Below are 21,698 nucleotides of genomic sequence, written 5' to 3'. Positions count from 1 at the left end.
AGCGGGTGCGGCGCACCTGCAGCGCCGGCTCGGCGGCGGCCAGGGCTTCGACCTCGGCGGCCAGGCGCATGCCGGGGCGTTCGGCCTCGGCCACGTCGGCATCGAAGCCGCAGGTTTCGCAGAGGGTCAGGGTGGTCATGCGGGTTCCTCGGGGCGGCAGGCCCAGGGCAAAACGAAGGGTTGCTGCTGGTGTTCGCCGAGCATCGCCTGCACCCGGTACACCTCCTGCAGATGCTTGGGCGTCAGCACCTGGCGCGGCGCGCCGCTGGCCACCAGGCGGCCACGGTCGAGCAAAAGCAGCTGGTCGCAGAAGCGGCTGGCCAGGCTCAGGTCGTGCAATACGACTATGGCGCTGCGCCCGGCGGCGCACTGTTCGCGCAACAGCTGCATCACGCTCAACTGATGAAAGGGGTCGAGAGCGGCCACCGGCTCGTCGGCCAGCAGCAACGGGCTGCCGACGGCCAGGGCACGGGCCAGGCGGGCGCGGGCGCGCTCACCGCCGGACAGGCCATCGACCCGGCGTTCGGCCAGTTCCTGCAGCTGCATCTGGGCGATGGCTTCGTCCACCGCCAGGGCATTGGCCGCGCCACGCGGGTGCGGCAGGCGGCCGAGCGCCACATAGTCACACAGGCGCAGCGGCCAGCCGCCGCTGTCACTCTGGGCCAGGTAGGCCAGGCGCAGGGCACGCTGGCGCGGGGTCAGGCTGGCCAGGGCGCTGCCGTCCAGTTCGATTCTGCCCTGGTAGGGCAACAGGTGGGCGATGGCCTTGAGCAGACTGCTTTTGCCGGCGCCGTTGGGACCGATCAGGCCGAGCAGCTGGCCGGGCGGCAGGTCCAGCTCGATGCCGTCGAGCAGACGCCGCCCGCCCAGCTCGACGCTCAGGCCACGAATCTGCAGCAGGCTCATGCCGCCACCCCGCGCCGACGCAGCACCAGGGCCAGGAAGAACGGCGCGCCGAGCAGCGCGGTGACCACGCCGAGCATCAGCTCGCGCTCGCCGCCGAGCAGGCGCAGGAGGATGTCGGCGGCCAGCAGCAGCATGGCGCCGCCCAGGGCGCTGCTGAGCAGCAGGCGCGAGGGGTGGTAGTCGACGAAGCGGCGCAGCAGGTGCGGCACCAGCAGGCCGATGAAACCGATGGCGCCGGTCACCGCCACGCTGGCGCCGACGCACAGTGCGGTGCCGATGATGATCTGGCTGCGCAGGCGGGTGAGGTTGACGCCCAGGCTGGCGGCTTCGTCCTCGCCCAGGCTCAGCGCATCCAGGCCGCGGCCACAGGCCAACAGCAGGGCCAGGCCGACGGCGACGAAGGGCAGACACAGACGCACATCGGCGAAGCTGCGGTCGTTCAGCGAGCCCATCAGCCACAGCACGATGTCCTGCATATCGGTGGGATTGGGCGCCAGGTTGATGGCCAGCGACGTCAGCGCCGCCGCCAGCGAGCTCAGCGCCACGCCAGCCAGGATCAGGCTGAGGTTGCCGGCGCGGCGACGTGCCAGCAGGTACAGCAGCAAAGTCGCCAGCGCCGCGCAGGCCATGGCGGACAGCGGCAGCAGCCAGGCGCTGAGGGCGCCGAGGCCGTAATACAGACAGAGCACCGCGCCGAGGCTGGCGCTGGAGCTGACGCCGAGCAGCCCGGGCTCGGCCAGCGGGTTGCGCAGCAGGCCCTGCAGGGCGGCACCGGCACAGCCCAGAGAGGCGCCGACCAGCAGCGCCAGCAGCACGCGCGGCAGGCGGATCTCGTTGACGATGATGCGCTGCTGCACCAACGCGTCGCTCAGGTCCGCGTGCTCGCCCAGCGGTCGCAGCAGGGCACCCGCCACCTCATGCAGACTCAGCGGCACCGCGCCGATGCCCAACGACAACAGCACCAGCGCCAGCAGGCCGAGCACCAGCAGGGCGTTGAGGCGGCTCATGGCTGCACCGCCAGGGCATCCACGGCGGCGGCCAGGCGTTCGGCGCTGGTCACCAGTTGCCAGTCGCTGCAGCCCCAGCCGTTGGCCTGCAACTGCAGCAGCGGCCGGCTGGCGAGCAACTGCTGTACCCGTGGGTGACGGCTGTAGGCGGCGCGCGCATAGCTGCCATCACCGGGCATGGCAGCAGCGACGAACAGGTCCGGCGAATCGCTGACCAGCTCCTCCAGGTCGAAGCGGCTCCAGCCGGCGCGCCCGCGCAGAGCCTGATGATTGCCCAGGCCGGCGGCCTGAAACACGGTGTCGACATAGGTGTCGCGCCCGGCGCTGCCGCCATTGGGGCGCAGGTACAGCGCGCGCAACGGACGCGGGCGTTGCTGCAGGCGGGCCAGACGCGCCTGGGTCTCGGCGACCAGCGCCTCGCCCTCTTCCGCCCGGCCCAGGCGCGTGGCGACCAGGCGCGTGCTGGCGAAGATCGCCGCCCAGTCGTTGGGGAACGGCAGCACCAGCACCTCGATACCGTGCTCACGCAACAGCTCGGCGCGGTTGTGTGCCAGCCAGCGCCGTGAGGCCAGCACCAGATCCGGGTTGAGGGCGATGATTTCCTCGGCGCCGGCGTGGTTGATCGGCACCTGCTGCGCCTGCGCCGCCATGCCGGAAAGGCCGGGATCGCGGCTCAGCGCCGAGACCGACAGCAGCTGCCCGGGCGCCGCCAGGCGCAGGGCCAGCTGGTCGGCGCAGAGGTTGGTTGAGACCACCCGCGGCAGCTCGGCGGCCAGCGCCTGCAGGCTCACCAGCAAGGCCAGCAGCGGCGCCAGGCGCATCAGTAGTCGATGCCCGCCTGGGCCTTCACCCCGGCGTTGAAGGCGTGCTTGACGTCGCGGATCTCACTCACCGTGTCGGCCAGTTCGACCAGCTCGGGCTTGGCCGCACGACCGGTGACGATCACCGTCTGCATGGGCGGGCGATTACGCAGGGTATCGAGCACCAGCTGCAGGTCGAGGTAGTTGTACTTGAGCATGTAGGTCAGCTCGTCGAGCACCACCAGGTTCAGCGCCGGGTCGGCGAGCATGCGCGCGGCGTGGGCCCAGGCCTCGTCGGCGGCGGCCTTGTCCTTGTCCCAGTCCTGGGTGTCCCAGGTGAAGCCGGTGGCCATGGCGTGGTACTGCACCAGCGGCGCGTGCTGGCGCAGGAAGGTGATCTCGCCGGAGGCCTGGGTGCCCTTGATGAACTGCACCACGCCGGCACGATGGCCGTAGCCGAGGGCGCGGTACAGGGTGCCGAAGGCCGAGGTGCTCTTGCCCTTGCCGTTACCGGTGATCAGCAGGACGATGCCACGCTCTTCCTGGGCGCGTTCGATGCCGGCGTCCACCACGGCTTTCTTGCGCTGCATGCGTTCGTTGTGGCTGCGCTTCTTGTCTTCGTCGATCACGGCACGGCTCTCCTGCCCGGGTAGCTGGATGGCGCGCACGGCAAGGGAGTGGCAGGCGCAGCACATGGCCGGCCCGAATGGCGACGACTGATTAACGACTGTCTAAAGGACAGGCAACAGCATCGGCATGACCCACACCCCGGGGTACGCACCTACATCTCGCTCAGGCCGGTCTTCTGGCTTGCCTTCTCGCGCTATTCGCGCCTTCCCGGTTGCCCAGTGGCGTAGTGCGAATGCGTCAGGCTTTACAGCAGCGGGGGCTGCGCCGGAATGTGCAGGGCCTTTGGCCAAGCAGTCACCGGACTTCCCGTTTCACCCCTCGCGCGGATCGCGTCCGGGGCACCTGTTCGATGCCGCGCAGGGTAGCGGTTCACCGCCGCTGCCGCAATTCGCCCGGCCAGCCGGTTGGCTCACAACACGGCGATTCAAGGCAATTGCGGGTCGCTTGGCTGACCGCCAGACCAGTGGCTTCGGGTGTAAGCTGCTGACTATCCAGTCACAGGAGCTCGGCATGGCCCTCAGCGTTTTCGACCTGTTCAAGATCGGCATCGGTCCCTCCAGTTCGCACACGGTCGGACCGATGCGCGCAGCCGCACGTTTCGTCGATGGCCTGCGCCGCGAAGAGCTGTTCGACGCCACGGCCAGCCTTAAGGTCGAGCTGTATGGTTCGCTCGGCGCCACCGGCAAGGGCCACGGCAGCGACAAGGCGGTGCTGCTGGGCCTGGAAGGCGAGCAGCCGGACACTATCGACACCTCGACCATCGACGCCCGCCTGGCCGCCATGCGCGCCGCCGGCAAGCTGAAGCTGGGCGGCGAACGGGCGATCCGCTTCGTCGAGAAGGAACACCTGGCGATGATCCGCAAGCCGCTGGACTACCACCCCAACGGCATGATTTTCCGCGCCTTCGACGCCGCCGGCCTGCAGATCCGCTCGCGCGAGTACTACTCGGTGGGCGGCGGTTTCGTGGTCGACGAGGAAGCGGCCGGCGCCGACCGTATCGTCGAGGACCAGACCGCCCTCACCTACCCGTTCAAAAATGCCAAGCAGTTGCTGGCCCAGTGTGCCGAACACAACCTTTCCATCAGCCAGCTGATGCTGGCCAACGAAGCCGCCTGGCGCCCGGAAGCGGAGACTCGCGCCGGGCTGCTGAACATCTGGCAGGTGATGCAGGACTGCGTCAGCGCCGGCTGTCGCAACGAGGGCATCATGCCCGGCGGGCTCAAGGTCAAGCGCCGCGCCGCCGCCCTGCGCCAGCAACTGAGCCAGAACCCGGAGGCCAGCCTGCGCGACCCGCTGACCGTGATGGACTGGGTCAACCTCTACGCCCTGGCGGTCAACGAGGAAAACGCCAGCGGCGGCCGCGTGGTCACCGCACCGACCAACGGCGCGGCAGGCATCGTACCGGCGGTGCTGCACTACTACCGGCGCTTCGTCCCCGGCGCCACGGATGAGGGCGTGGTCAACTTCCTGCTCACCGCCGCCGCCATCGGCATCCTTTATAAGGAGAACGCCTCGATCTCCGGCGCCGAAGTCGGCTGCCAGGGCGAAGTCGGTGTGGCCTGTTCCATGGCCGCCGGTGCGCTGTGCGAAGTGCTCGGCGGCAGCATCACCCAGGTGGAGAACGCCGCCGAGATCGGCATGGAACACAACCTCGGCCTGACCTGCGACCCGGTCGGCGGCCTGGTGCAGGTACCCTGCATCGAGCGCAACGCCATGGGTTCGATCAAGGCGATCAATGCCGCACGCATGGCCCTGCGCGGCGACGGCCAGCACTTCATTTCGCTGGACCGGGTGATCCGCACCATGCGCGAGACCGGCGCGGACATGAAGAGCAAGTACAAGGAAACCGCCAGGGGTGGCCTGGCGGTGAACATCATCGAGTGCTGATGCTTGCTCGATAACCTGCCCATGGCTTGCAGGCTGGGTTGGGCGGCACTCCGTTGGGCGGCATCCCGCTGGTTAGCGAGGCGCAGCTCCAATCGCGGCTAAAGCCGCTCCCACAAAAAGCAGCCCCTCCTACGAGCTCAGGTGTCGAATGTGGCTCTGTAGGAACGGTTGGGCGGCATTCCGCTTTAGCCGCGATAGAGGCCGCTCGGAGCTGGGGGAAAGATCGCCGCCCCCGGCCCTCCAGCTCAACAGACCTCAGTTCGGACGGAAATCCACCAGCAGACGCAGATAGGAAATCAGGCTCTTGCCGCCGACGGTGCCCTGATAGCCATGGCTGTCGAACTGGGTGCTCTTGACCATGTCGACGCGGTAGCGCGGGTTGCGCTCGTAGGTGCGGCCGAGGGTGCTGGTGGAGCGGCTGTCGAACAGGTCGGTGCTGACAATGGCGAACTCGCGCGGTTTGCGACGGCCGTTGGCACCGCTGTTGTTGGGGCTGCTGAAGATGTCGCCGGTGGCGGTCATGGCGCTGCTGTAGTACTCACGGCCACGCAGGCTGGTCTTGCCGGAACCGATGACGAACTGGCCGGTCTGCGGGCGGTACTTGTCGCCGCTGGTCAGGTAGCTGGCCAACACGTCATACAGCGCCCAGCTGCTGCCGCTGCCCAGTTCGGCGTTACGCAGGTCGAAGACGAACACGCCGCCGGTCCCCAGCACTTCCATTTCCACCTGACCGAGACTGGCGTTGTTCTGCACCAGCAGGCCGGTGTTCTCGTCCACGCCGAAGGCGAACGAGGTGTTGGTGTAGTCGGCCAAACGCACGATGCGGCCCTGACGGCCACGCTCGCTGAAGTGGGTGTCCAGCAGGCCGTAGTTGAAGAAGCCGAAACCGCCCTGCGGGTCGTAGGACAGGTCATCGCCGTAGGGCGAGGTATAGGGCCCGTAACGCAGCGCCTCGTAGCTCTCGCCACCGGTGACCATCGGCCCGTCGACCATGATCGCGGTGCCCGCGCTGGTGCCGGCCAGCACGGCGCCGGCGTTGTACTTGCTGCGAATCGCCGCCAGCGCCGGGCTGTCGCCACGACTGGCGGTCTGCAGGGTCTGCACCAGGCGCGACTGGTCACCGCCACCGAAGAAGAAGCCGGTCATGCCGTTGATCTGGTTGAGCACGGTTGAGTTGCTGTTGTTGGCGATGTGGTCGAGGTCGATGGGAATCCACTCGGCCTTCACTGCGCCATAGGTCTTCAGCAGGTTGGCGTAGTACTCGCCGTTGGCCTTGGAGTTGGCCGCATCCGCGGTGCCGGCGTCCGGGTCCTGGCTCTCGGGAATGGAGGCGGCGGTGATCACACCGATCTTGGCCTGGCCGCTACCACCGGCCAGCTGGATGAAGCGTTGGTAGATCGCGGCATTGTCGTCCTTGAGCCCGCCACCAACCAGCAACAGCGCTCCGGCCGCATGCCCCAGACCGGGGATCAGTGCCATGACCAGAACCGCATGGCGACACAGCTTGCTCAGTTTCATCTTCAGTTCTCCGTGGCTGCCAGTGGCAGCGTCGTTGTGGATGTTGTGCAACGGGTACTGCGAAACCTGGGTCAGTAGACGCTGAAGCGGCGGAAGTACTGGCGCTCGATACGGCGGTACACGCCGTTGCCGAGGATGGCCAACAGGGCCTGGTTCAGGCGCTTGCGCAGCGCTTCATCGCCCTTGCGCACGGCGATGCCCTGACCCTTGCCAAAGAATTTGGGCGCAACGACGGCATTGCCGACTCGCTCGAAGCCCTTGCCGCGCTCCGTCTGCAGGAAACCGAAATAGCCGGACACCGCATCGTCCAGCACCAGCTCAACCTCGCCATCGAGCAGGGCCTGATAGGTGTCGGCGGCGCTGTCGTAGCGCTGCACCGGCAGGTAGCGTTCGTAACGCGCGGTGAGGAAGCGGTCGTAGGTGGTGCCGCGCTGCACGCCAACGCGTTTCCCCTGCAGGCGCAGCGGAGTGATGATGACCTCGTTGACGCTGCCCTTGCGGGCGAAGAAGAAGGCCGGGGTCTGGGCGTACTTCTGGGTGAAGTCCACCTGTTGCAGGCGCTCTTCGGTAATCGACATGGACGCCAGGATCAGGTCGGTGCGTTGTTGTTGCAGTGCCGGCAGCAGGTCATCCCAGGCGAAGCGCTGCAACTCGCAGTCGGCCTTCATCTGGGCGCAGAGCGCCGCGGCGATATCGACGTTGAAACCGCGAAGCTGGCCGTTCTGGTCGACCTCTTCGAACGGGGGAAACTGCCCTTCCATGGCGATGCGCAGGGTCTGCGCCTGGGCGGAAACGGCCATCAGCATGGCCAACAGCAGGACACTCGCTTGCATATCCGACTCCCGCGAGAAAAAAAGGCGCCGGGCCGGCGCCTCAAGGCCAAAGGAGCAATCGAAAAAGCCTTGAAAAAGTAAGGTCGGCCCCCGCGCATGAGAACGAGGGCCGCCACCCATTTAGAGAATGCTCAGCGGGTAATCGACGATCACGCGGAAGTCGTGCACATCGCCTTCGCCCTGGTCACCGTTGGCGTAGTGGAACGCCTGGCGCACGCGGATCGACAGATCCTTGGCCGGGCCTTCCTGAACCACGTACTTGATGTCGATGTCGGTTTCGCTGTGCTCGCCATCGGCACCGTAGTAGTCGAAGTAGCCACCGTTGACGTCGGCATCGGTGCCGTCGATGTCGGTACCTTTGACGTAGTTGATTTTGGTGGTCAGACCCGGCACACCCATTTCCGCCCAGTTGTAGGCGTAGCCAATGCGCCAGGACTTCTCGTTGGGGGCGTTGAAGTCGGAGTACTGCATGGAGTTGGACAGGAAGATGGAGTCGCCGCCGACATAGTCGAACGGGGTGTCGCCATCGACTTCCTGATAGGCCAGCAGGATGCTGTGGCCGCCTACACCGTAGGTGGCTGCCAGGCTCCAGGTGGTGTTGTCGATGTCGCCCTGCAATGAATCACCGGTGTCGCTGGTGCGGTACAGGTTGAAGTCGAAGTTCAGGCTCTGGCCTTCGGTGATGGCCAGGTTGTAGTTGAGGTTGCCGTAGTACTGGTTCCAGGTCTCGTCGAACTGGGAGGCGTACAGGCCGAGGCTCAGATCATCGTTGACGCTGTACCAACCGCCCGCGAAGTCCAGGGTCTTGCCGACTTCGCCGCTGCCGTAGTTGAGCAGCAGGTCGTCGTCGCTGTTGGTCGAGTTGCGGTTGTTGTAGGCAGTGAAGTGACCGGCCTCCAGGGACAGACCGTCGATCTCGCCACTGGCGACGTGGAAACCGGTTGCGGTTTCCGGCAGCAGACGGCTGTGGGAGGTGGCGAACACCGGCGCTTCGGTGCGCATCTCACCGTATTTCAGCACGGACTCGGACACGCGCAGCTTCACCGCACCGCCGGCTTCGCCGTACTCGTCCGCCGCTTCACCACTATCGCCCACCGGCAGCAGGCCGTTGCCGTTGCGGCCATCACCGGTGTCCAGCTTGATGCCCAGGTAGCCGAAGGCATCAGCGCCGATGCCGACCGGGCCGGTGGTGAAGCCCGAGCTGTACTCGGCCATCACGCCGTGGGCCCACTCTTCGCGGTAGCTCTGACGGCCAGGACGGTTCTTGAAGTCCCGGTTCATGTAGTAGTTGCGGTTCAGCAGATTGAGCTCGCTGTCCTCGATAAAGCCCTTGGCATCCGCCTGTCCGGCCATGGCCAGCTGGCTGCTGGCGGCCGCCACCGCCAATGCGAGACAACTCAGTTTTACAACGTTCATGCCTTACTCCGTTTTTAGTAATGTTGGGAGGCCCGTTGCCGAGCCTCTGGTTTTGCCGACCCCGTCAGACAAACAGTTCCGGTGCGAACACCGCCGGGCGCGAGCCCTTGTTGATCACCGCCTCCAGGCACAGGCGCGAATTGCCCTCCGGCCAGCAGACGAAGTAGCCCGCGCTTTTCTGGCGCTTGAGCTTGAACTTCCACTCCCGCTCGGCCAGGCCGCCGACGTCACGCAGGTCACGCTGCAGATCGATCACGGCGAAGAAGCCGGCGGGCGTCTCCACCCGCTCGAGGACCCTGGCGCCCTCGCCGATCAGCCCGGGCGCCGCGGGAGGCAGCTCCTGCAGCAGCTTGTCCAGGGCAAAGAGTTCGAGGTTGTTCAGTTGCATGGGCAGACTCACGTTTCACCTTTCGCGGGCATGACTTCCCCGCTTCGCCACGCGCAGCGCGGCGAACTCGGGGCGGGAACTCGGGTAATCAGGTGGTTTTCGGGATACCGATCAGGCGCGCCAGCAGGTGCGCCACTTCCTCGCGGCTGACCGGGCGCTTGCCGTCGACACTGGCCTTGTCCAGCCAGCCTTCACCGACCAGCAGCGCGGCGGCCTCGACCTGTTCGGCATTCAGCCCCGCCACCTCGCCGAGCTTGGCGCTCTGCTGCAAGGAAGTACGGGTGAAGCGCTCCACCAGGGCCTTGCAGGCCAGCAGCCACTCACCCTGGCTGACCGCACGCTCGCCGCTGCTCATCCAGCCGTTGGACAGCACCACGTCGATCTGCTCGCGCAGCGGATGCTGCTCCGGCACGTCCGCCAGCTTGGGCAGCTTGTCCAGCGCCGGTTCCGCAGCCAGGGCCATCTGCAGGGTGTTGGCCAGCTCGAAGCGGGTCAGGGCACGCTTGGGTTCGAAGCGGTTGCTGGCGTCACTGGTCATCAGGCCGCGGAAGGCCACGGCGCGCACCGCCTCCGGCCAGCGGCTGCTGGCGGCATCCTGCGGGCTGCTCTGCGCCGGATCACGCAGCTGCGCGTCCACCGGCTCGATGTCCAGCCGCACACCGCTGACGCTGTAATTGGTCAACGAATCATGGAACTCGCTGTAGGCGGCGAAGCCGTCGGCCTTGGCGAAGGTGAAGCGATAACCGTAGTGGTAGCCGTTGGCCGGGTTGTAGCGGGTCATCAGCCCCTGCTGACGCGCAGCGGTGTTGTCGGCCAGGCCGTACAGCACCGCACGGGAGATGGCCGAGACACCGGACAGATCGGTGATCAGCTGGTTACCTACCAGGTATTCGTTGCCCGCCTCGATGGCCTGCTTGCCCGAGGCGGGCTGCGCCTTGCCGCTGGCGAGGTCATAGCTGTCGCCATGGCCGAGCATGCTCAGGCGCACGTTGTGCAGCTCGGTGCCGTAGATGCCGAAGCTCTTGCGCGCCTGGCTGGCGTCCATCACCGTCAGATAGCCCTCGCCGAGCACCTGCAGGCGACCGCCCGGCTGCACCCAGATGGCGGTGTTGGTATCCAGACCGAAGCCCTTGGCCGGCTGCTGGCCGACCAGATAGCTGGCCATGCGTGCCGCGCGGCCAGTGCTGGTCTCCTCGATCTGGTCGAAGTGCTGGTCGATGATGCCGGCCTTGAACAGCCCGGCACCCTTGAGCAGCGCCGTGCCGCGCTGATCGGCGCGCGCGGCCACGCCGAAGTCCAGGGTATCCATCACCACGCCGTAGGCGGTGGGCATGGTGGCGCCGAGGATGCTCGCCCCGGCGCTGGTGCCGGCGACCACGCCGCCTTTGTCGTAAAGGCCGCGGACAGTCTTTAGCGTTGCGGACTCGCTGCCATCGGCGTTGTACAGCGCACGGGCGATGCGCGCCTGGTCGCCGCCGACGAACCACACCGCCGTGGCTTCGGCCAGCGGCTTGAGCACCGCGGCATCGTTCATGGTGCTCAGGTAGTTCTGCTTGTCGATGCCGATGATGCTGATGTGCTCGGCCGGTACACCCATGGCCTGCAGCTCACCCATGAAGCGCTTGCTGGAGCTCTGGCTGCCGCTGGCGGTGGGCATGATGGCAATCCGCGCCTGAGCCGGGCCGCCCGCCAGCTCGACGAACTTTTCGTACACCTCGCTGTTGCTGGCGCGCAGCATGCCGCCAACGGCCAGCAGATGACCCTCGGCCAGGGCCGAGAGGCTGTATCCGGAAAACATCAGTGCGGCGAGGACTACGCCTGGTTTGGACTGGATGGCCATTTTCTTATTGCTCTTGTGCGGGTGAAGACAGGAGGCACTGCTCTGTAAGCAGCGCATCACGTTTGATTATTTTTTTTCACAAAATCTTCAATGTGAAATCTTGTATATCAAACGAAATTCACCATCAACCCCTAGCCATCACGCAAAATCAGTCCAAACGATCAGCTTTATAGGGGTTAAGTCGCTCTATAAAAGGCCTTACAGCGAAAACATTGCCACGATAAAAAATTTTCAATTTGCAATTCTATTGACACAAAATTAAGCCACGCATAGCTTGTCTGACACAAAACGCGTCAATCCTCCAAACCCATCCGGCCTGGGCCGTCACCTCGGCGCCCACCAGGGGCTGGAACCCACAAGGTTCCCGCTGCATTACCCCACCGGCCCGCCAGACGGCGGGCAAATACGCCCACTGTAGGAGTCACAAGATGAACAAGATCGTACTTCTCGGCGCCCTGGCGCTCTCCGCCTTCGGCAGCCTGGCACAGGCTCAGGATTCGCTGCGCATCGGCATCGAAGCCGCCTACCCGCCCTTCGCCTTCAAAACCCCGGAAGGCAAGATCAGCGGCTTCGACTACGACATCGGCAATGCGCTGTGCGCCGAGATGCAGGTGAAATGCGAATGGGTCGAGCAGGAATTCGACGGCCTGATTCCTTCGCTGAAGGTGCGCAAGGTCGACGCCGTGTTGTCGTCGATGTCGATCACCGCCGATCGCTTGAAGTCGGTCGACTTCACCCAGAAGTACTACCACACCCCCGGCAAGCTGGTGATGAAGGCCGGTACCGAAGTGAAAGACCCGCTGGTCGACCTCAAGGGCAAGAAACTCGGTGTGCAGCGCGCCTCGACCTACGATCGCTACGCCAGCGACAAATTCGCTGCCGCCGGCATCGAAGTGGTGCGCTACGGCTCGCAGAACGAGGCCTTCCTCGACCTGACCTCCGGCCGCATCGACGCCACCCTGGCCGACGTCGTCAACATCAGCGAAGGTTTCCTCAAGACCGACGCCGGCAAGGGCTTCGCCCTGGTAGGCCCGGACTTCAACGATCCGAAGTACTTCGGCAACGGCGCCGGCATTGCCGTGCGCAAGGGCGATGCCGCCACCGCCACCAAGTTCAACGACGCCATCGCCACCTTGCGTAGCAACGGCACCTACCAGCAGGTGCAAGGCAAGTACTTCGCCTACGACATCTACGGCCAGTAAGAGCCCTAGACCACAAAAGGTATCCGGCACGCTCGGATACCTTTTTTTGCGCCAGTGGCGCACCTCTGCCAGAGAAGCAACATGCAACGATTCGATCACCCCCTACCCTGGAGCAGCCCAGGCACGACCCGCCAGCTGACCGTGCTGAGCTTCGGCACGGGCACCCACAAGGCCTATATCCAGGCGGCTTTGCATGCCGATGAGCTGCCCGGCATGCGCGTGGCCGTGGAGCTGCGCCGGCGCCTGGCAGAACTGGAAAGCCAGGGCCGCCTGCTGGGGCGTGTCGACCTGGTGCCGGTGGCCAACCCCATCGGCCTGGGCCAGATGTTTCAAGCCACTCACCAGGGCCGCTTCGACTTCAACAGCGGCAAGAATTTCAACCGTGACTTCCCCGCGCTGGCCGATGCCCTGAGCATGCGCCTGCAGGGTCAACTCGGTGCGGATGCAGAGGCCAACGTCGCGCTGATCCGCAGCGCCATGCGCGAGGTGCTCGACCAGCTGCCGGCTGCCGGCAGCGCCGTGGAAGGCCTGCAGCACCTGCTGCTGCGCCAGGCCTGCGATGCCGACCTGGTGCTCGACCTGCATTGCGACTTCGAGTCCGTCCTGCTGCTCTATGCCCTGCCGCAAGCCTGGCCACAGCTGCGCAGCCTGGCCGCACATCTGGGCGCAGAAGCCGTACTGCTGGCCGAAGACTCCGGCGGCCAGTCCTTCGACGAGGCCTGCGCCGCGCCCTGGCTGCAGCTGGCGGCAGCCTTCCCGGACGCGGCTATTCCCGTCGCCTGCCTGACCGCCACCGTGGAGCTGCGCGGCATGGCCGATACCGAGGCGCAACAGGCGGCAGACGATGCCGAGGCGATCCTCGCCTTCCTCGCCGAGCGTGGCTTCATCGCCGGTAACTGGTCGGACGCCCCCGCGCCGCGCTGCGACGCCACGCCCTTCGCCGGTGCGCAGTACGCCTATGCCCCGCACGCCGGGGTGGTCAGCTACCTGCAGCCCCTCGGTGCCCAGGTGCGACGCGGTGATCCGCTGTTCGAGGTCGTCGACCCGCTCAGCGAGCTGCGCTCGGTCGTACACGCCAGCACCGATGGCGTGCTCTATGCCCGCGAGCGCCTGCGTTTCGCCCAGCCCGGCCTATGGCTGGCCAAGGTGGCGGGGGCCGAGCCGATCCGCAGCGGCCGCCTGCTCAGCGACTGAGACCAGCGCATTGCGCGCAGGTCTTTCGGATACACTGCAGCCTCCAGTCGCCAGCCAGCTCAGCCCATGCAATCAGCCCAGAGCAATATCACGGTCTACGCCTCTCCGGTGATGCGCAAACTCGCCGTCATCGCCCCCGACCTGCAACCTTCGCTGCGCAAAGTGGCCGATTTCATCCTGCGCCACCCGCTGAAGGCCGCGACGCTGACCATCGAGGAGCTGGCCCAGGCCACTGCTACTTCCCCGGCGGCAGTCAACCGCCTGGCGCGGGCCATGGAGCTGAGCGGCTTCAGCGCACTGAAAAGCGCCCTGGTGATGACCCTGCAGGAACTGGTGTCGCCGGTGGACAAGCTGCGCAACGAGATGGCCCAGCGCACCGACGGCAGCTTCGGCCTGCACGAGCATCTGCAGATCACCACCAGCAACCTGGCCAGCACCGCCAGCAGCAACAGCCGCGAAGCCTTCGACGCCTTCGTCGACGCGCTGATGGCGGCCCGGCGCATCTACATTCTCGGCTTCGGCAACAGCGCCTACATGGCCGGCATCGCCGCCGCCAACCTGGTGCCCTACTGCGCGGACGCGGTGGCCGTGAGCATGGAGGGCGGCAACGAGAACGCCGCCTACCGCCTGGCCACCATCACCGAGCAGGACGTGCTGCTGGCCATCTCCCTGCCGCGCTACTCGCTGGACACCCTGCAGCTGTCGCGCTTCGCACTGGAGCGCGGCGCCAAGGTGCTGGCCATCACCGACACCCCGGCCTCGCCGCTGACGCCGATTGCCGATCACAGCCTGTTCGCCCCAGCCGAACACCCGGTGCTAATCAGCTCCAACAGCGCCGTACTGGCACTGATCGAGAGCCTGGTGGCGGCGGTGATGACCCGCAACAAGGAAGCGGTGGAGCTGGCAGCTGAGCTGACCGAAAGCGTGCTGTCCTACCTGCATGTCCCCAACCCGCCGCCGCCCAGGCGCAAGCGGCCGGTCAAACGCGGCGGCTGAGCATGGCCGCACACGACGGCCTGGCGGTGAACATTATCGAGCGACGAGTCGCAACAATCAGGACAGAAATGGTGCACAGACGCACCCTTTCAAGCGCCTTGCTCCGCCGCACCTCGCCAACGATCTTTCAAACCACCCAGCGACGCCCGTCAATATCGCCGCGTCGGATCATGGGCGATGCGACGTATACCTCGAACTAGACAGGCCGAAGCACCGCATCCGCAAAACCGCCACAATCAAAAACAGATTCTGTGTACAACCTTCCAAACTGGCACGCCTGCTGCTAGGTAATCATCGAGTAGAAGCTGTTAGCGTCGAGCCGTACTGATCGACGCGGGACATTGCTCTTGCGGCCCTGGCCGCACACCCGGCAAGGGTGTTCGAACCTGGCATTTGCGCCGGGCGAAAGAGGCATGTTCCTGCGCTATTCCCTTGCCGGAGTTCCCCAACGCCAGCCATTGCGGCGGCACTGGATACCGACCGATTACAAGGAATAGCCATGACCCGATTTGCCTTGCTCAAAACAACCTCATCCTTGGCGTTCGCGCTGAGCGCCCTGCCGCTGGCGGCCCAAGCCGACATGCTGCTGTGGAGCGACAGCAGCCTGAGCTACCTCAACGGCACCGACTACAAGGTCGACGGCAAGACCCAGCAGACCATCACCTTCGAACACGCCAGCGGCTGGAGCTGGGGCGACGTGTTCTTGTTCGTCGACAACAAGTGGGTCAATGGCGAGCACGGCAGCGATGGTTACAGCTACTACGGCGAGTTCTCGCCGCGCCTGTCGCTGGGCAAGATCAGCGATAGCAAACTGGCCTGGGGGCCGATCAAGGATGTACTGATCGCCGCCACCTACGAGCGCGGCAAGGACCGCAACCGCAAGTACCTGCTCGGCCCGGCGCTCGACCTGACCATCCCCGGCTTCGACCGTTTCTCGTTGAACACCTACTACCGCAAACCCGACGGCATCACCGGCAAGGCCTCGGGGCAGTGGCAGATCAACCCGACCTGGGCCATGACCATTCCCCTCGGCCCTTCGGACATCCTCTTCGACGGCTACCTGGAATGGTTCGTCAACGATGTCGGCACCAAGGGCACCTCCGACTATGTCGCCAGCAGCCTGCACTTCAACCCGCAGATCAAGTACGACATGGGCAAGGCCTTCGGCGGCCAGGCGAAGACCTTCTATGCCGGCGTGGAGTACGACTACTGGTCGGACAAGTACGGCATCGAGGACAGCAAAGGCTTCCCCACCGACCAGAGCGCCATCAGCCTGCTGTTGAAAGCGCACTTCTGATGCGCTGACGCAGTGCAAGACGGCCCCACCACCGTCAATCAATTAACGGAGGTGGGGCCGTCTCTTTTGCCTTAAGGCTACTAACCGCGCTCAACGCCAGATGCACTACCCGTGTGACTGAGGGCGACTTCGCGCAGCACTGCCTGGTGCGCGAGCCAGCCACAAGCAGCGCGTGTAAGTGCCCCCTTCCGGCCCAGGCTATGTAAAAACGCAGGCGCCGCTTTGGAGTCTGCGCTGCTACTAAAAATCTGCAGCAGCTTGGTCAGTCAGCAGACCTGAATTTGCGTAGGAATGCGTTTTTTGTTCCGACTCAGACCATCAGGCCGGCTCGAAAACGTTTCTACACAACCTCGGCCAGAAGCAGACATTGACCTATACGCAGATCGAGCACGCGATTTAACTGGCCTATTCCTAAACGGCATGGCTTGCATCGTACTGTTGTATTTCTTGCGTCCGAGGGGCCGCGGATAGCATCGGCGCACTTGTACTGCCGATGAGAACAACAACGTGAACCTAGGAAAGATCATCAGCCGCAGCGCGCTGTACTGGCCCGAACACGAGGCTTTGGTCGACGCTCGGCAACGCATTACTTTCGCTCAGCTCGAGCGCCGTACCAATCGCTTGGCCTCAGGCCTGCTGGCCCTGGGGCTGGAGCCCGGCGCCCATGTGGCGATCCTCGCTCTCAACCGCGTCGAGCTGGTGGAGGCGGAAATCGCCTTCTACAAGTCGGCCATGGTCAAGGTGCCGATCAACGCCCGCCTGTCCCTGGACGAAATCATCCAGGTGCTCAACGACTCCCACAGCCAGGCGGTGATCGCCGACGGCCGCTTCGCTGCCGCACTGCATGCGCGCCGCGTTGAAGTCCCACGCCTGCGCTGGATCGTCTCGCTCGACGACGAAGCCGGTGACGCCAGCTACGCCGCCGTGCTGGAACGCGGCAACGAAGTACCGGTGCACAGTGACCCGGCCGACGACGCCCTGGCCGTGCTGCACTACACCTCTGGCAGCTCCGGTGTGCTCAAGGCCGCCATGCTCAGCTTCGGCAATCGCAAGGCGCTGATCCGCAAGAGCATCGCCAGCCCGACCCGTCGCGCCGTCCCCGGCGATGTGATGGCCCATGTCGGACCGATCACCCACGCCAGCGGCATGCAGATCATGCCGCTGCTGGCCGTCGGCGCCTGCAACCTGCTGCTGGAGCGCTACGACGATCGCCTGTTGCTGGAGGCCATCGAGCGCGAGCGCGTTACCCGCCTGTTCCTGGTACCGGCGATGATCAATCGCCTGGTGAACTTTCCCGGGGTCGAGGGCTTCGACCTCTCCAGCTTGCGCCTGGTGATGTACGGCGCTGCGCCGATGGCGCCGGCACTGGTCAAACGCGCCATTGCGCTGTTCGGACCCATCCTGGTTCAGGGGTATGGCGCCGGAGAAACCTGCTCACTGGTCACCGTGCTGACCGAGCAGGACCATTTGGTCGAAGGCGACGACACTCGCCGCCTGGCCTCCTGTGGGCGCTGTTACTTCGAGACCGACCTGCGCGTGGTCAACGAACAGTTCGAAGACGTACAGCCCGGCGAGATCGGCGAGATCGTGGTCAAGGGGCCGGACATCATGCAGGGCTATTGGCAGGCGCCGGAGCTGACCGCCGAGGTGATGCGCGATGGCTACTACCTCACCGGTGACCTAGCCACGGTGGACGAGCGTGGTTACGTGTTCATCGTCGACCGCAAGAAGGAAATGATCATTTCCGGTGGCTTCAACGTCTACCCGACCGAGGTCGAGCAGGTGCTCTACGCCTTGCCGCAGATATTCGAGGCGGCGGTGGTTGGCGTACCCGACGAACAGTGGGGCGAAGCGATCCGCGCGGTGGTGGTGCTCAAGCCTGGCGAGACGCTCAGCGCCGAAGCCATCATCGAGCACTGCGGGCGCACCCTGGCTGGTTTCAAGAAACCGCGCGCGGTGGACTTCGTTCAGGAGCTGCCGAAGAACCCCAACGGCAAGGTCGTGCGTCGCCTGATCCGCGAAGCGTACTGGCAGAACAGCGAAAGGCGCATCTGAGGAGACGAACATGATCAACCCAAGTGAAAAGGCTGCTCACCTGATCGAAGGCATCAATGCCTTCGTCCGCGATGAACTCGACCCACTGGCCAAGCGCGAAGGCATCGTCTGGGGCGAACCGGTCGCCAGGCCCCTGCTACGTGACATCTGGAAACGCTCTTGCGAACTGGGCTTCTACAACGCCATGTTGCCGGAGAGCCTGGGTGGCGCCGGTCTCGGTGTTGCAGATCTCTGCGCACTGAAGGAAGCGGTGGTGCTCACCGGCTCACCGCTGGCGCCCCATGTGCTTGGCGAGCTGTCCGGCCCGCCCCGGGTCGGCCACCTGTTCAAGGTCGCCAGTGATTATCAGGTAGAGAAATTCCTGGGGCCGATCTGCCGCGCAGAGAAGGCCGTTTGCTTCGCACTGACCGAAGCCGAGGCCGGCTCCGACGCCACCGCCATCGGCACCGAGGCGCGTCATGCTGGCGATCACTACGTGCTGAGCGGCGCCAAGCGCTACATCTCCGGTGCGCCCTACGCCGACCTCGCCGTACTGCTGGCGGTCACCAATCCGGAGCTGGGCCCGCGCGGCATCTCGGCGTTCTTCGTCGACCTGCATGCACCAGGCGTCAGCGTTGACAGCGACTACTCAGTGATGTCCGGTGGTGGTGCCCATGGCAACATCCTCCTGGATGATGTCCGCATACCGCTGCAAAACCGCATCGGTGACGAGGGCGCCGGCTTCAAGTTGGCCATGGGTCGCATCACGCTCAACCGCCTGCTGCACTGCCCGACCATGCTCGGCATGGCCGGCCTGGCGCTGAACCTGTCGCTGGACTATGCCCGCACCCGCAAGCAGTTCGGCCAGCCGATCGCGATGTTCCAGTCGATCAATCACATGCTCGCCGACATGGCCACCGAACTATACGCCGCGCGCAGCATGATGTACGCCACTGCGGCGAACAACGACGCCGGCGGCGATATCAAGGTGCAGGCGCCGATGTGCAAGCTGTACGCCTCGGAAACCGCCTTCCGCATTGCCGACCGGGCGGTGCAGATCCACGGTGGAGCCGGGCTGATCAAGGGCCATCCGGTCGAATGGTTGTTCCGTGCGAGCCGCATGATGCGCATCCTGACCGGTACCAGCGAGATCCAGCGCAACACCATCGCCAAAGGCATTCTGCTGCCCGCCTAAGAACCCGTTCACGATGTCGCGAGCTAGAGGAAAACAAGGCAGAAGTGGCTGAGGAACGGACTGGGCTCGCATTCGAGTTTACAAGTGGTAAATGAGCATTCCGAAGTCACTTTTACACAGTTTTTCCGACGCGCAGCAGATCGTGAGCAGGTTCTAAGGCCACTGTCGTACTCCGTCTGCCAGGGAAGCCGGACGGGGGCTCACAACAACAAGAGAGCATTTCCCATGACCCGAGAAGAAACGGGCTTCCGTCCGCGCAGCGCCTGGACCATTGCCTTCCTGCTGGCCTTCATGATGCTGGTCAACTTCCTCGACAAGGTGGTGATCGGCCTGGTCGGCGTGCCCATGACCCAGGAGCTGGGCCTGACGCCAACCGAGTTCGGCCTGATCGGTGGCGCCCTGCACTGGCTGTTCGCCATTTCCGCGGTAGTGGGGGGCTTCCTCGCCAATCGCCGCCCGACTCGTACCCTGCTGCTGGGCATGGGCCTGTTCTGGGCATTGATCCAGTTGCCCATGCTGTTCGCCAGTTCGCTGTGGATGATCGTCGCCTGCCGGGTGCTGCTCGGTATCGGCGAGGGCCCAGCTTCGCCAGTGGCCACCCACGCGCTGTACAAATGGTTCCCGGACGACCGTCGTAGCCTGCCGGTGGCGCTGCTGCACTCCGGTAGCGCCATGGGCCTGCTGGTGGCTGGCGCAATGATCCCCTGGATCAGCTTGAACTATGGCTGGCGCACCAACTTCGCCGTGCTCGCCGCCATCGGTCTTGTGTGGTGCACGCTGTGGCTGCTGCTGGGGCGCGAAGGTACGCTCGACAACCTGCGCAGTGGCCAGTTGGCCAGCGACAGCCGTCGCGTGCCCTACCGACGCCTGCTCGGCGACAGCAGCGTGCTCGGCAACTACGCCTGCCATTTTGCCGCCAACTGGTCACTGGCTCTGACCCTGACCTGGGTACCCAGTTACCTGGAAATCGGCCTCGGTCTCGACCCGCTAAGAACCGGCCACATGTTCGTCATGTTCGTCGTCGTCACCACACCGCTGAGCCTGCTCATGGCCTGGCTGTCGCAGCGCCTGATGCGTCGTGGCGTGCCTTCGCGCCTGGCTCGTGGCGCCTTCGTCTCGGTCTGTCTGATTGCCGGCGGGCTGTTCTCCGCCTCGCTGATGCTCACCGAGTTGTCGGTGACCACCCGTATCATCGCCCTCACCCTCAGCGGTGGCCTGGCCCTGGTGATGTACTCGGTGGGGCCGGCGATGCTCGCCGAGTTCACGCCTAGCAGCCAGCGCGGTGGCATCCTGGCCATCGGCAATGCGGTGGCCTCGCTGGCCGGCCTGTCGGCGCCGGTGATCACCGGTCTGCTGGTGAACGGCGCCGGTGCCAACCATCCGGACGGCTACGCCCAGGGTTTCATGGTGTGCGGCATCGTGATGGTGATGGCGGGTCTGATCGGTCTGGTGGCGATGAACCCGCAGCGCTCCTGCGAGCGCCTGGCTCAGGAGGATGCGCCGGCACTCGCCTCGCGCGCCTGATCCTCACCTTCGGCGCTGCGCTCGATCAGGCTGCCGCGCCAGCGACCTGTGTGTACCGCATCCAGCAGGATGCCGCGCACCAGGTCGCGCATGCATGAGGCGGCGAACGACAGCGGCTTGTGCACCGAGTAGGCGATGGACACGGTGCGAGTGATACGCGGCTCGATGATCAGCCGCGCCGCAGTCGGCTGATACAGCTCCTCCAGCGGTGGCCAGTTGCAGATGGTCGCCGCCAACCCGCTGCGCACCAGGCTAGCGATACCCGGTGCCGACTGCTGCTCGTAGGCCACATTGAGCACCACGCCCGCCTCCATCGCCGCCTGCTCGATACGGCGGCGCAGGTGCAGCGCCCGCGGCGCCATCACCAGGCGTGTGGCACCCGCTTCGGCCAGGCTGATCGGCGCGCCGTGCTGGACGCCAGAGGCCTCGCCGACCCAGTACAGATCCTCGGTGAAGATCGGTTCGGCCATCACGTGGTCCAGCTCTTCGGCATTGGGCACCACGCCGAAATCCACCTTGCCCAGCTCGATGGCCTGGCCGCCCTCACGGGTCAGTCCGTCGCACACGGTGAGGGTGATGCTGGGAAACTTCTCCGTGGCCCGCGCGATGATCTCTGGCAACAGCAGTGCCGAGGCAGTAGCCGGGATCGAGATGGACACGTGCCCCCTGGGATCGCCACGGGTCGAGGTCAACTCGTCTTTCACTGAATCGAGCTTCTGTACCACCGAGCGCGCCACCTCGTAGAGGCGCCGTCCGGCATCGGTCAGCGCCACGCCGTCGTGCTGGCGCTCCAGCAGTTGCATCTCCAGCTCGCTCTCCAGCAGACCGATCTGCCGGCTCAGTGCCGGCTGAGCGATGAACGCCCGGCGAGCGGCCGCGGAGAAGCTGCCGGCCTCGGCGATGGCGATCAGATAACGGAGCTGCTTGAGGGTCATTGGGCTCTCTCTCAGGCCATGCCGAAGCGTTATGGCATCTATCCGAAGACACTATTTGTGGGGCTTTTTTAGGCCCCCTAGTATCCCTGAAACACC

18 protein-coding genes and 1 riboswitch are annotated in these 21,698 nt (G+C 65.2%); of the genes, 8 read left to right on the top strand and 10 right to left on the bottom strand.

Going from position 1 to position 21,698, the window contains the following annotated elements; all coding sequences use genetic code 11:
• Nucleotides 1-135: 135 nt before the first annotated feature.
• From AYB31_RS20715 to cobO, 4 genes are read right to left on the bottom strand one after another with little or no spacing between them, the layout of a single operon-like run.
• Complete coding sequence (locus tag AYB31_RS20715; protein WP_068830898.1) at nt 136-906, bottom strand: ABC transporter ATP-binding protein; 771 nt, start codon at nt 904-906, stop codon at nt 136-138.
• A complete protein-coding gene (locus AYB31_RS20710) occupies nt 903-1,913 on the bottom strand; it encodes a FecCD family ABC transporter permease (protein ID WP_068830897.1) in 1,011 nt (336 codons plus the stop codon). The genes AYB31_RS20715 and AYB31_RS20710 overlap by 4 nt, the downstream gene beginning before the upstream one ends.
• The gene (locus AYB31_RS20705) at nt 1,910-2,734 is read right to left on the bottom strand and encodes an ABC transporter substrate-binding protein (protein WP_068830896.1); all 825 of its coding nucleotides are present in this window, start codon (nt 2,732-2,734) and stop codon (nt 1,910-1,912) included. The genes AYB31_RS20710 and AYB31_RS20705 overlap by 4 nt, the downstream gene beginning before the upstream one ends.
• Nucleotides 2,734-3,339, bottom strand: coding sequence for a cob(I)yrinic acid a,c-diamide adenosyltransferase (gene cobO, locus AYB31_RS20700; protein ID WP_068830904.1), 606 nt, complete (start codon nt 3,337-3,339; stop codon nt 2,734-2,736). The genes AYB31_RS20705 and cobO overlap by 1 nt, the downstream gene beginning before the upstream one ends.
• 152 nt (nt 3,340-3,491) lie before the next feature.
• Nucleotides 3,492-3,704, bottom strand: a riboswitch (cobalamin riboswitch).
• Between the two features lie 149 nt (nt 3,705-3,853).
• Between cobO and AYB31_RS20695 the strand changes: the two genes are divergently transcribed.
• The gene (locus tag AYB31_RS20695) at nt 3,854-5,230 is read left to right on the top strand and encodes an L-serine ammonia-lyase (RefSeq protein ID WP_068830895.1); all 1,377 of its coding nucleotides are present in this window, start codon (nt 3,854-3,856) and stop codon (nt 5,228-5,230) included.
• 255 nt (nt 5,231-5,485) lie between these two features.
• Here the strand turns inward: AYB31_RS20695 and AYB31_RS20690 are convergent, their stop codons facing one another.
• The 5 genes from AYB31_RS20690 to AYB31_RS20670 form a co-directional block, all read right to left on the bottom strand.
• Nucleotides 5,486-6,748 (bottom strand): cyanophycinase, encoded by a 1,263-nt coding sequence (locus AYB31_RS20690; protein ID WP_068830894.1) that lies wholly within the window; start codon nt 6,746-6,748, stop codon nt 5,486-5,488.
• Nucleotides 6,749-6,819: 71 nt separating this feature from the next.
• Nucleotides 6,820-7,581 (bottom strand): transporter substrate-binding domain-containing protein, encoded by a 762-nt coding sequence (locus AYB31_RS20685; protein ID WP_068830893.1) that lies wholly within the window; start codon nt 7,579-7,581, stop codon nt 6,820-6,822.
• A 120-nt stretch (nt 7,582-7,701) separates the two neighbouring features.
• The gene (locus AYB31_RS20680; RefSeq protein ID WP_068830892.1) at nt 7,702-8,997 is read right to left on the bottom strand and encodes an OprD family porin; all 1,296 of its coding nucleotides are present in this window, start codon (nt 8,995-8,997) and stop codon (nt 7,702-7,704) included.
• 64 nt (nt 8,998-9,061) lie between these two features.
• Nucleotides 9,062-9,385: a hypothetical protein gene (locus AYB31_RS20675; protein WP_068830891.1), complete on the bottom strand. Its 324-nt coding sequence runs from the start codon at nt 9,383-9,385 to the stop codon at nt 9,062-9,064.
• A gap of 88 nt (nt 9,386-9,473) precedes the next feature.
• The gene (locus tag AYB31_RS20670) at nt 9,474-11,225 is read right to left on the bottom strand and encodes a cyanophycinase (RefSeq protein ID WP_153020771.1); all 1,752 of its coding nucleotides are present in this window, start codon (nt 11,223-11,225) and stop codon (nt 9,474-9,476) included.
• Between the two features lie 428 nt (nt 11,226-11,653).
• On the opposite strand from AYB31_RS20670, the gene AYB31_RS20665 reads away from it, so the two are divergent.
• The 7 genes from AYB31_RS20665 (at nt 11,654) to AYB31_RS20635 (ending at nt 20,667) form a co-directional block, all read left to right on the top strand.
• On the top strand, nt 11,654-12,427 hold the full coding sequence (locus AYB31_RS20665; protein WP_068830889.1) for an ABC transporter substrate-binding protein: 774 nt from the start codon (nt 11,654-11,656) through the stop codon (nt 12,425-12,427).
• 81 nt (nt 12,428-12,508) lie between these two features.
• Nucleotides 12,509-13,621 carry a succinylglutamate desuccinylase/aspartoacylase family protein gene (locus tag AYB31_RS20660; protein ID WP_068830888.1) on the top strand — a complete coding sequence of 371 codons (1,113 nt, stop codon included), beginning with the start codon at nt 12,509-12,511 and terminating at the stop codon, nt 13,619-13,621.
• Between the two features lie 66 nt (nt 13,622-13,687).
• Nucleotides 13,688-14,617: a MurR/RpiR family transcriptional regulator gene (locus AYB31_RS20655; RefSeq protein WP_068830887.1), complete on the top strand. Its 930-nt coding sequence runs from the start codon at nt 13,688-13,690 to the stop codon at nt 14,615-14,617.
• A gap of 499 nt (nt 14,618-15,116) precedes the next feature.
• Nucleotides 15,117-15,914 carry an outer membrane protein OmpK gene (locus tag AYB31_RS20650; RefSeq protein WP_068830886.1) on the top strand — a complete coding sequence of 266 codons (798 nt, stop codon included), beginning with the start codon at nt 15,117-15,119 and terminating at the stop codon, nt 15,912-15,914.
• Nucleotides 15,915-16,421: 507 nt separating this feature from the next.
• Entirely contained in the window at nt 16,422-17,969 is a 1,548-nt protein-coding gene (locus tag AYB31_RS20645; protein ID WP_068830885.1) for a class I adenylate-forming enzyme family protein, read from the top strand.
• Between the two features lie 10 nt (nt 17,970-17,979).
• A complete protein-coding gene (locus AYB31_RS20640) occupies nt 17,980-19,143 on the top strand; it encodes an acyl-CoA dehydrogenase family protein (protein ID WP_068830884.1) in 1,164 nt (387 codons plus the stop codon).
• A gap of 225 nt (nt 19,144-19,368) precedes the next feature.
• Nucleotides 19,369-20,667 (top strand): MFS transporter, encoded by a 1,299-nt coding sequence (locus AYB31_RS20635; RefSeq protein ID WP_068830883.1) that lies wholly within the window; start codon nt 19,369-19,371, stop codon nt 20,665-20,667.
• Here AYB31_RS20635 and AYB31_RS20630 read toward each other — a convergent pair.
• Complete coding sequence (locus tag AYB31_RS20630; RefSeq protein WP_068830882.1) at nt 20,631-21,602, bottom strand: LysR family transcriptional regulator; 972 nt, start codon at nt 21,600-21,602, stop codon at nt 20,631-20,633. The two genes, AYB31_RS20635 and AYB31_RS20630, sit on opposite strands and share 37 nt — an antisense overlap.
• Nucleotides 21,603-21,698: the final 96 nt, after the last annotated feature.

The sequence above is a fragment of the Pseudomonas sp. BMS12 genome (assembly GCF_001592875.1).
Lineage (GTDB): Bacteria > Pseudomonadota > Gammaproteobacteria > Pseudomonadales > Pseudomonadaceae > Aquipseudomonas.
This window is presented reverse-complemented; position numbering and strand designations above follow the sequence as displayed.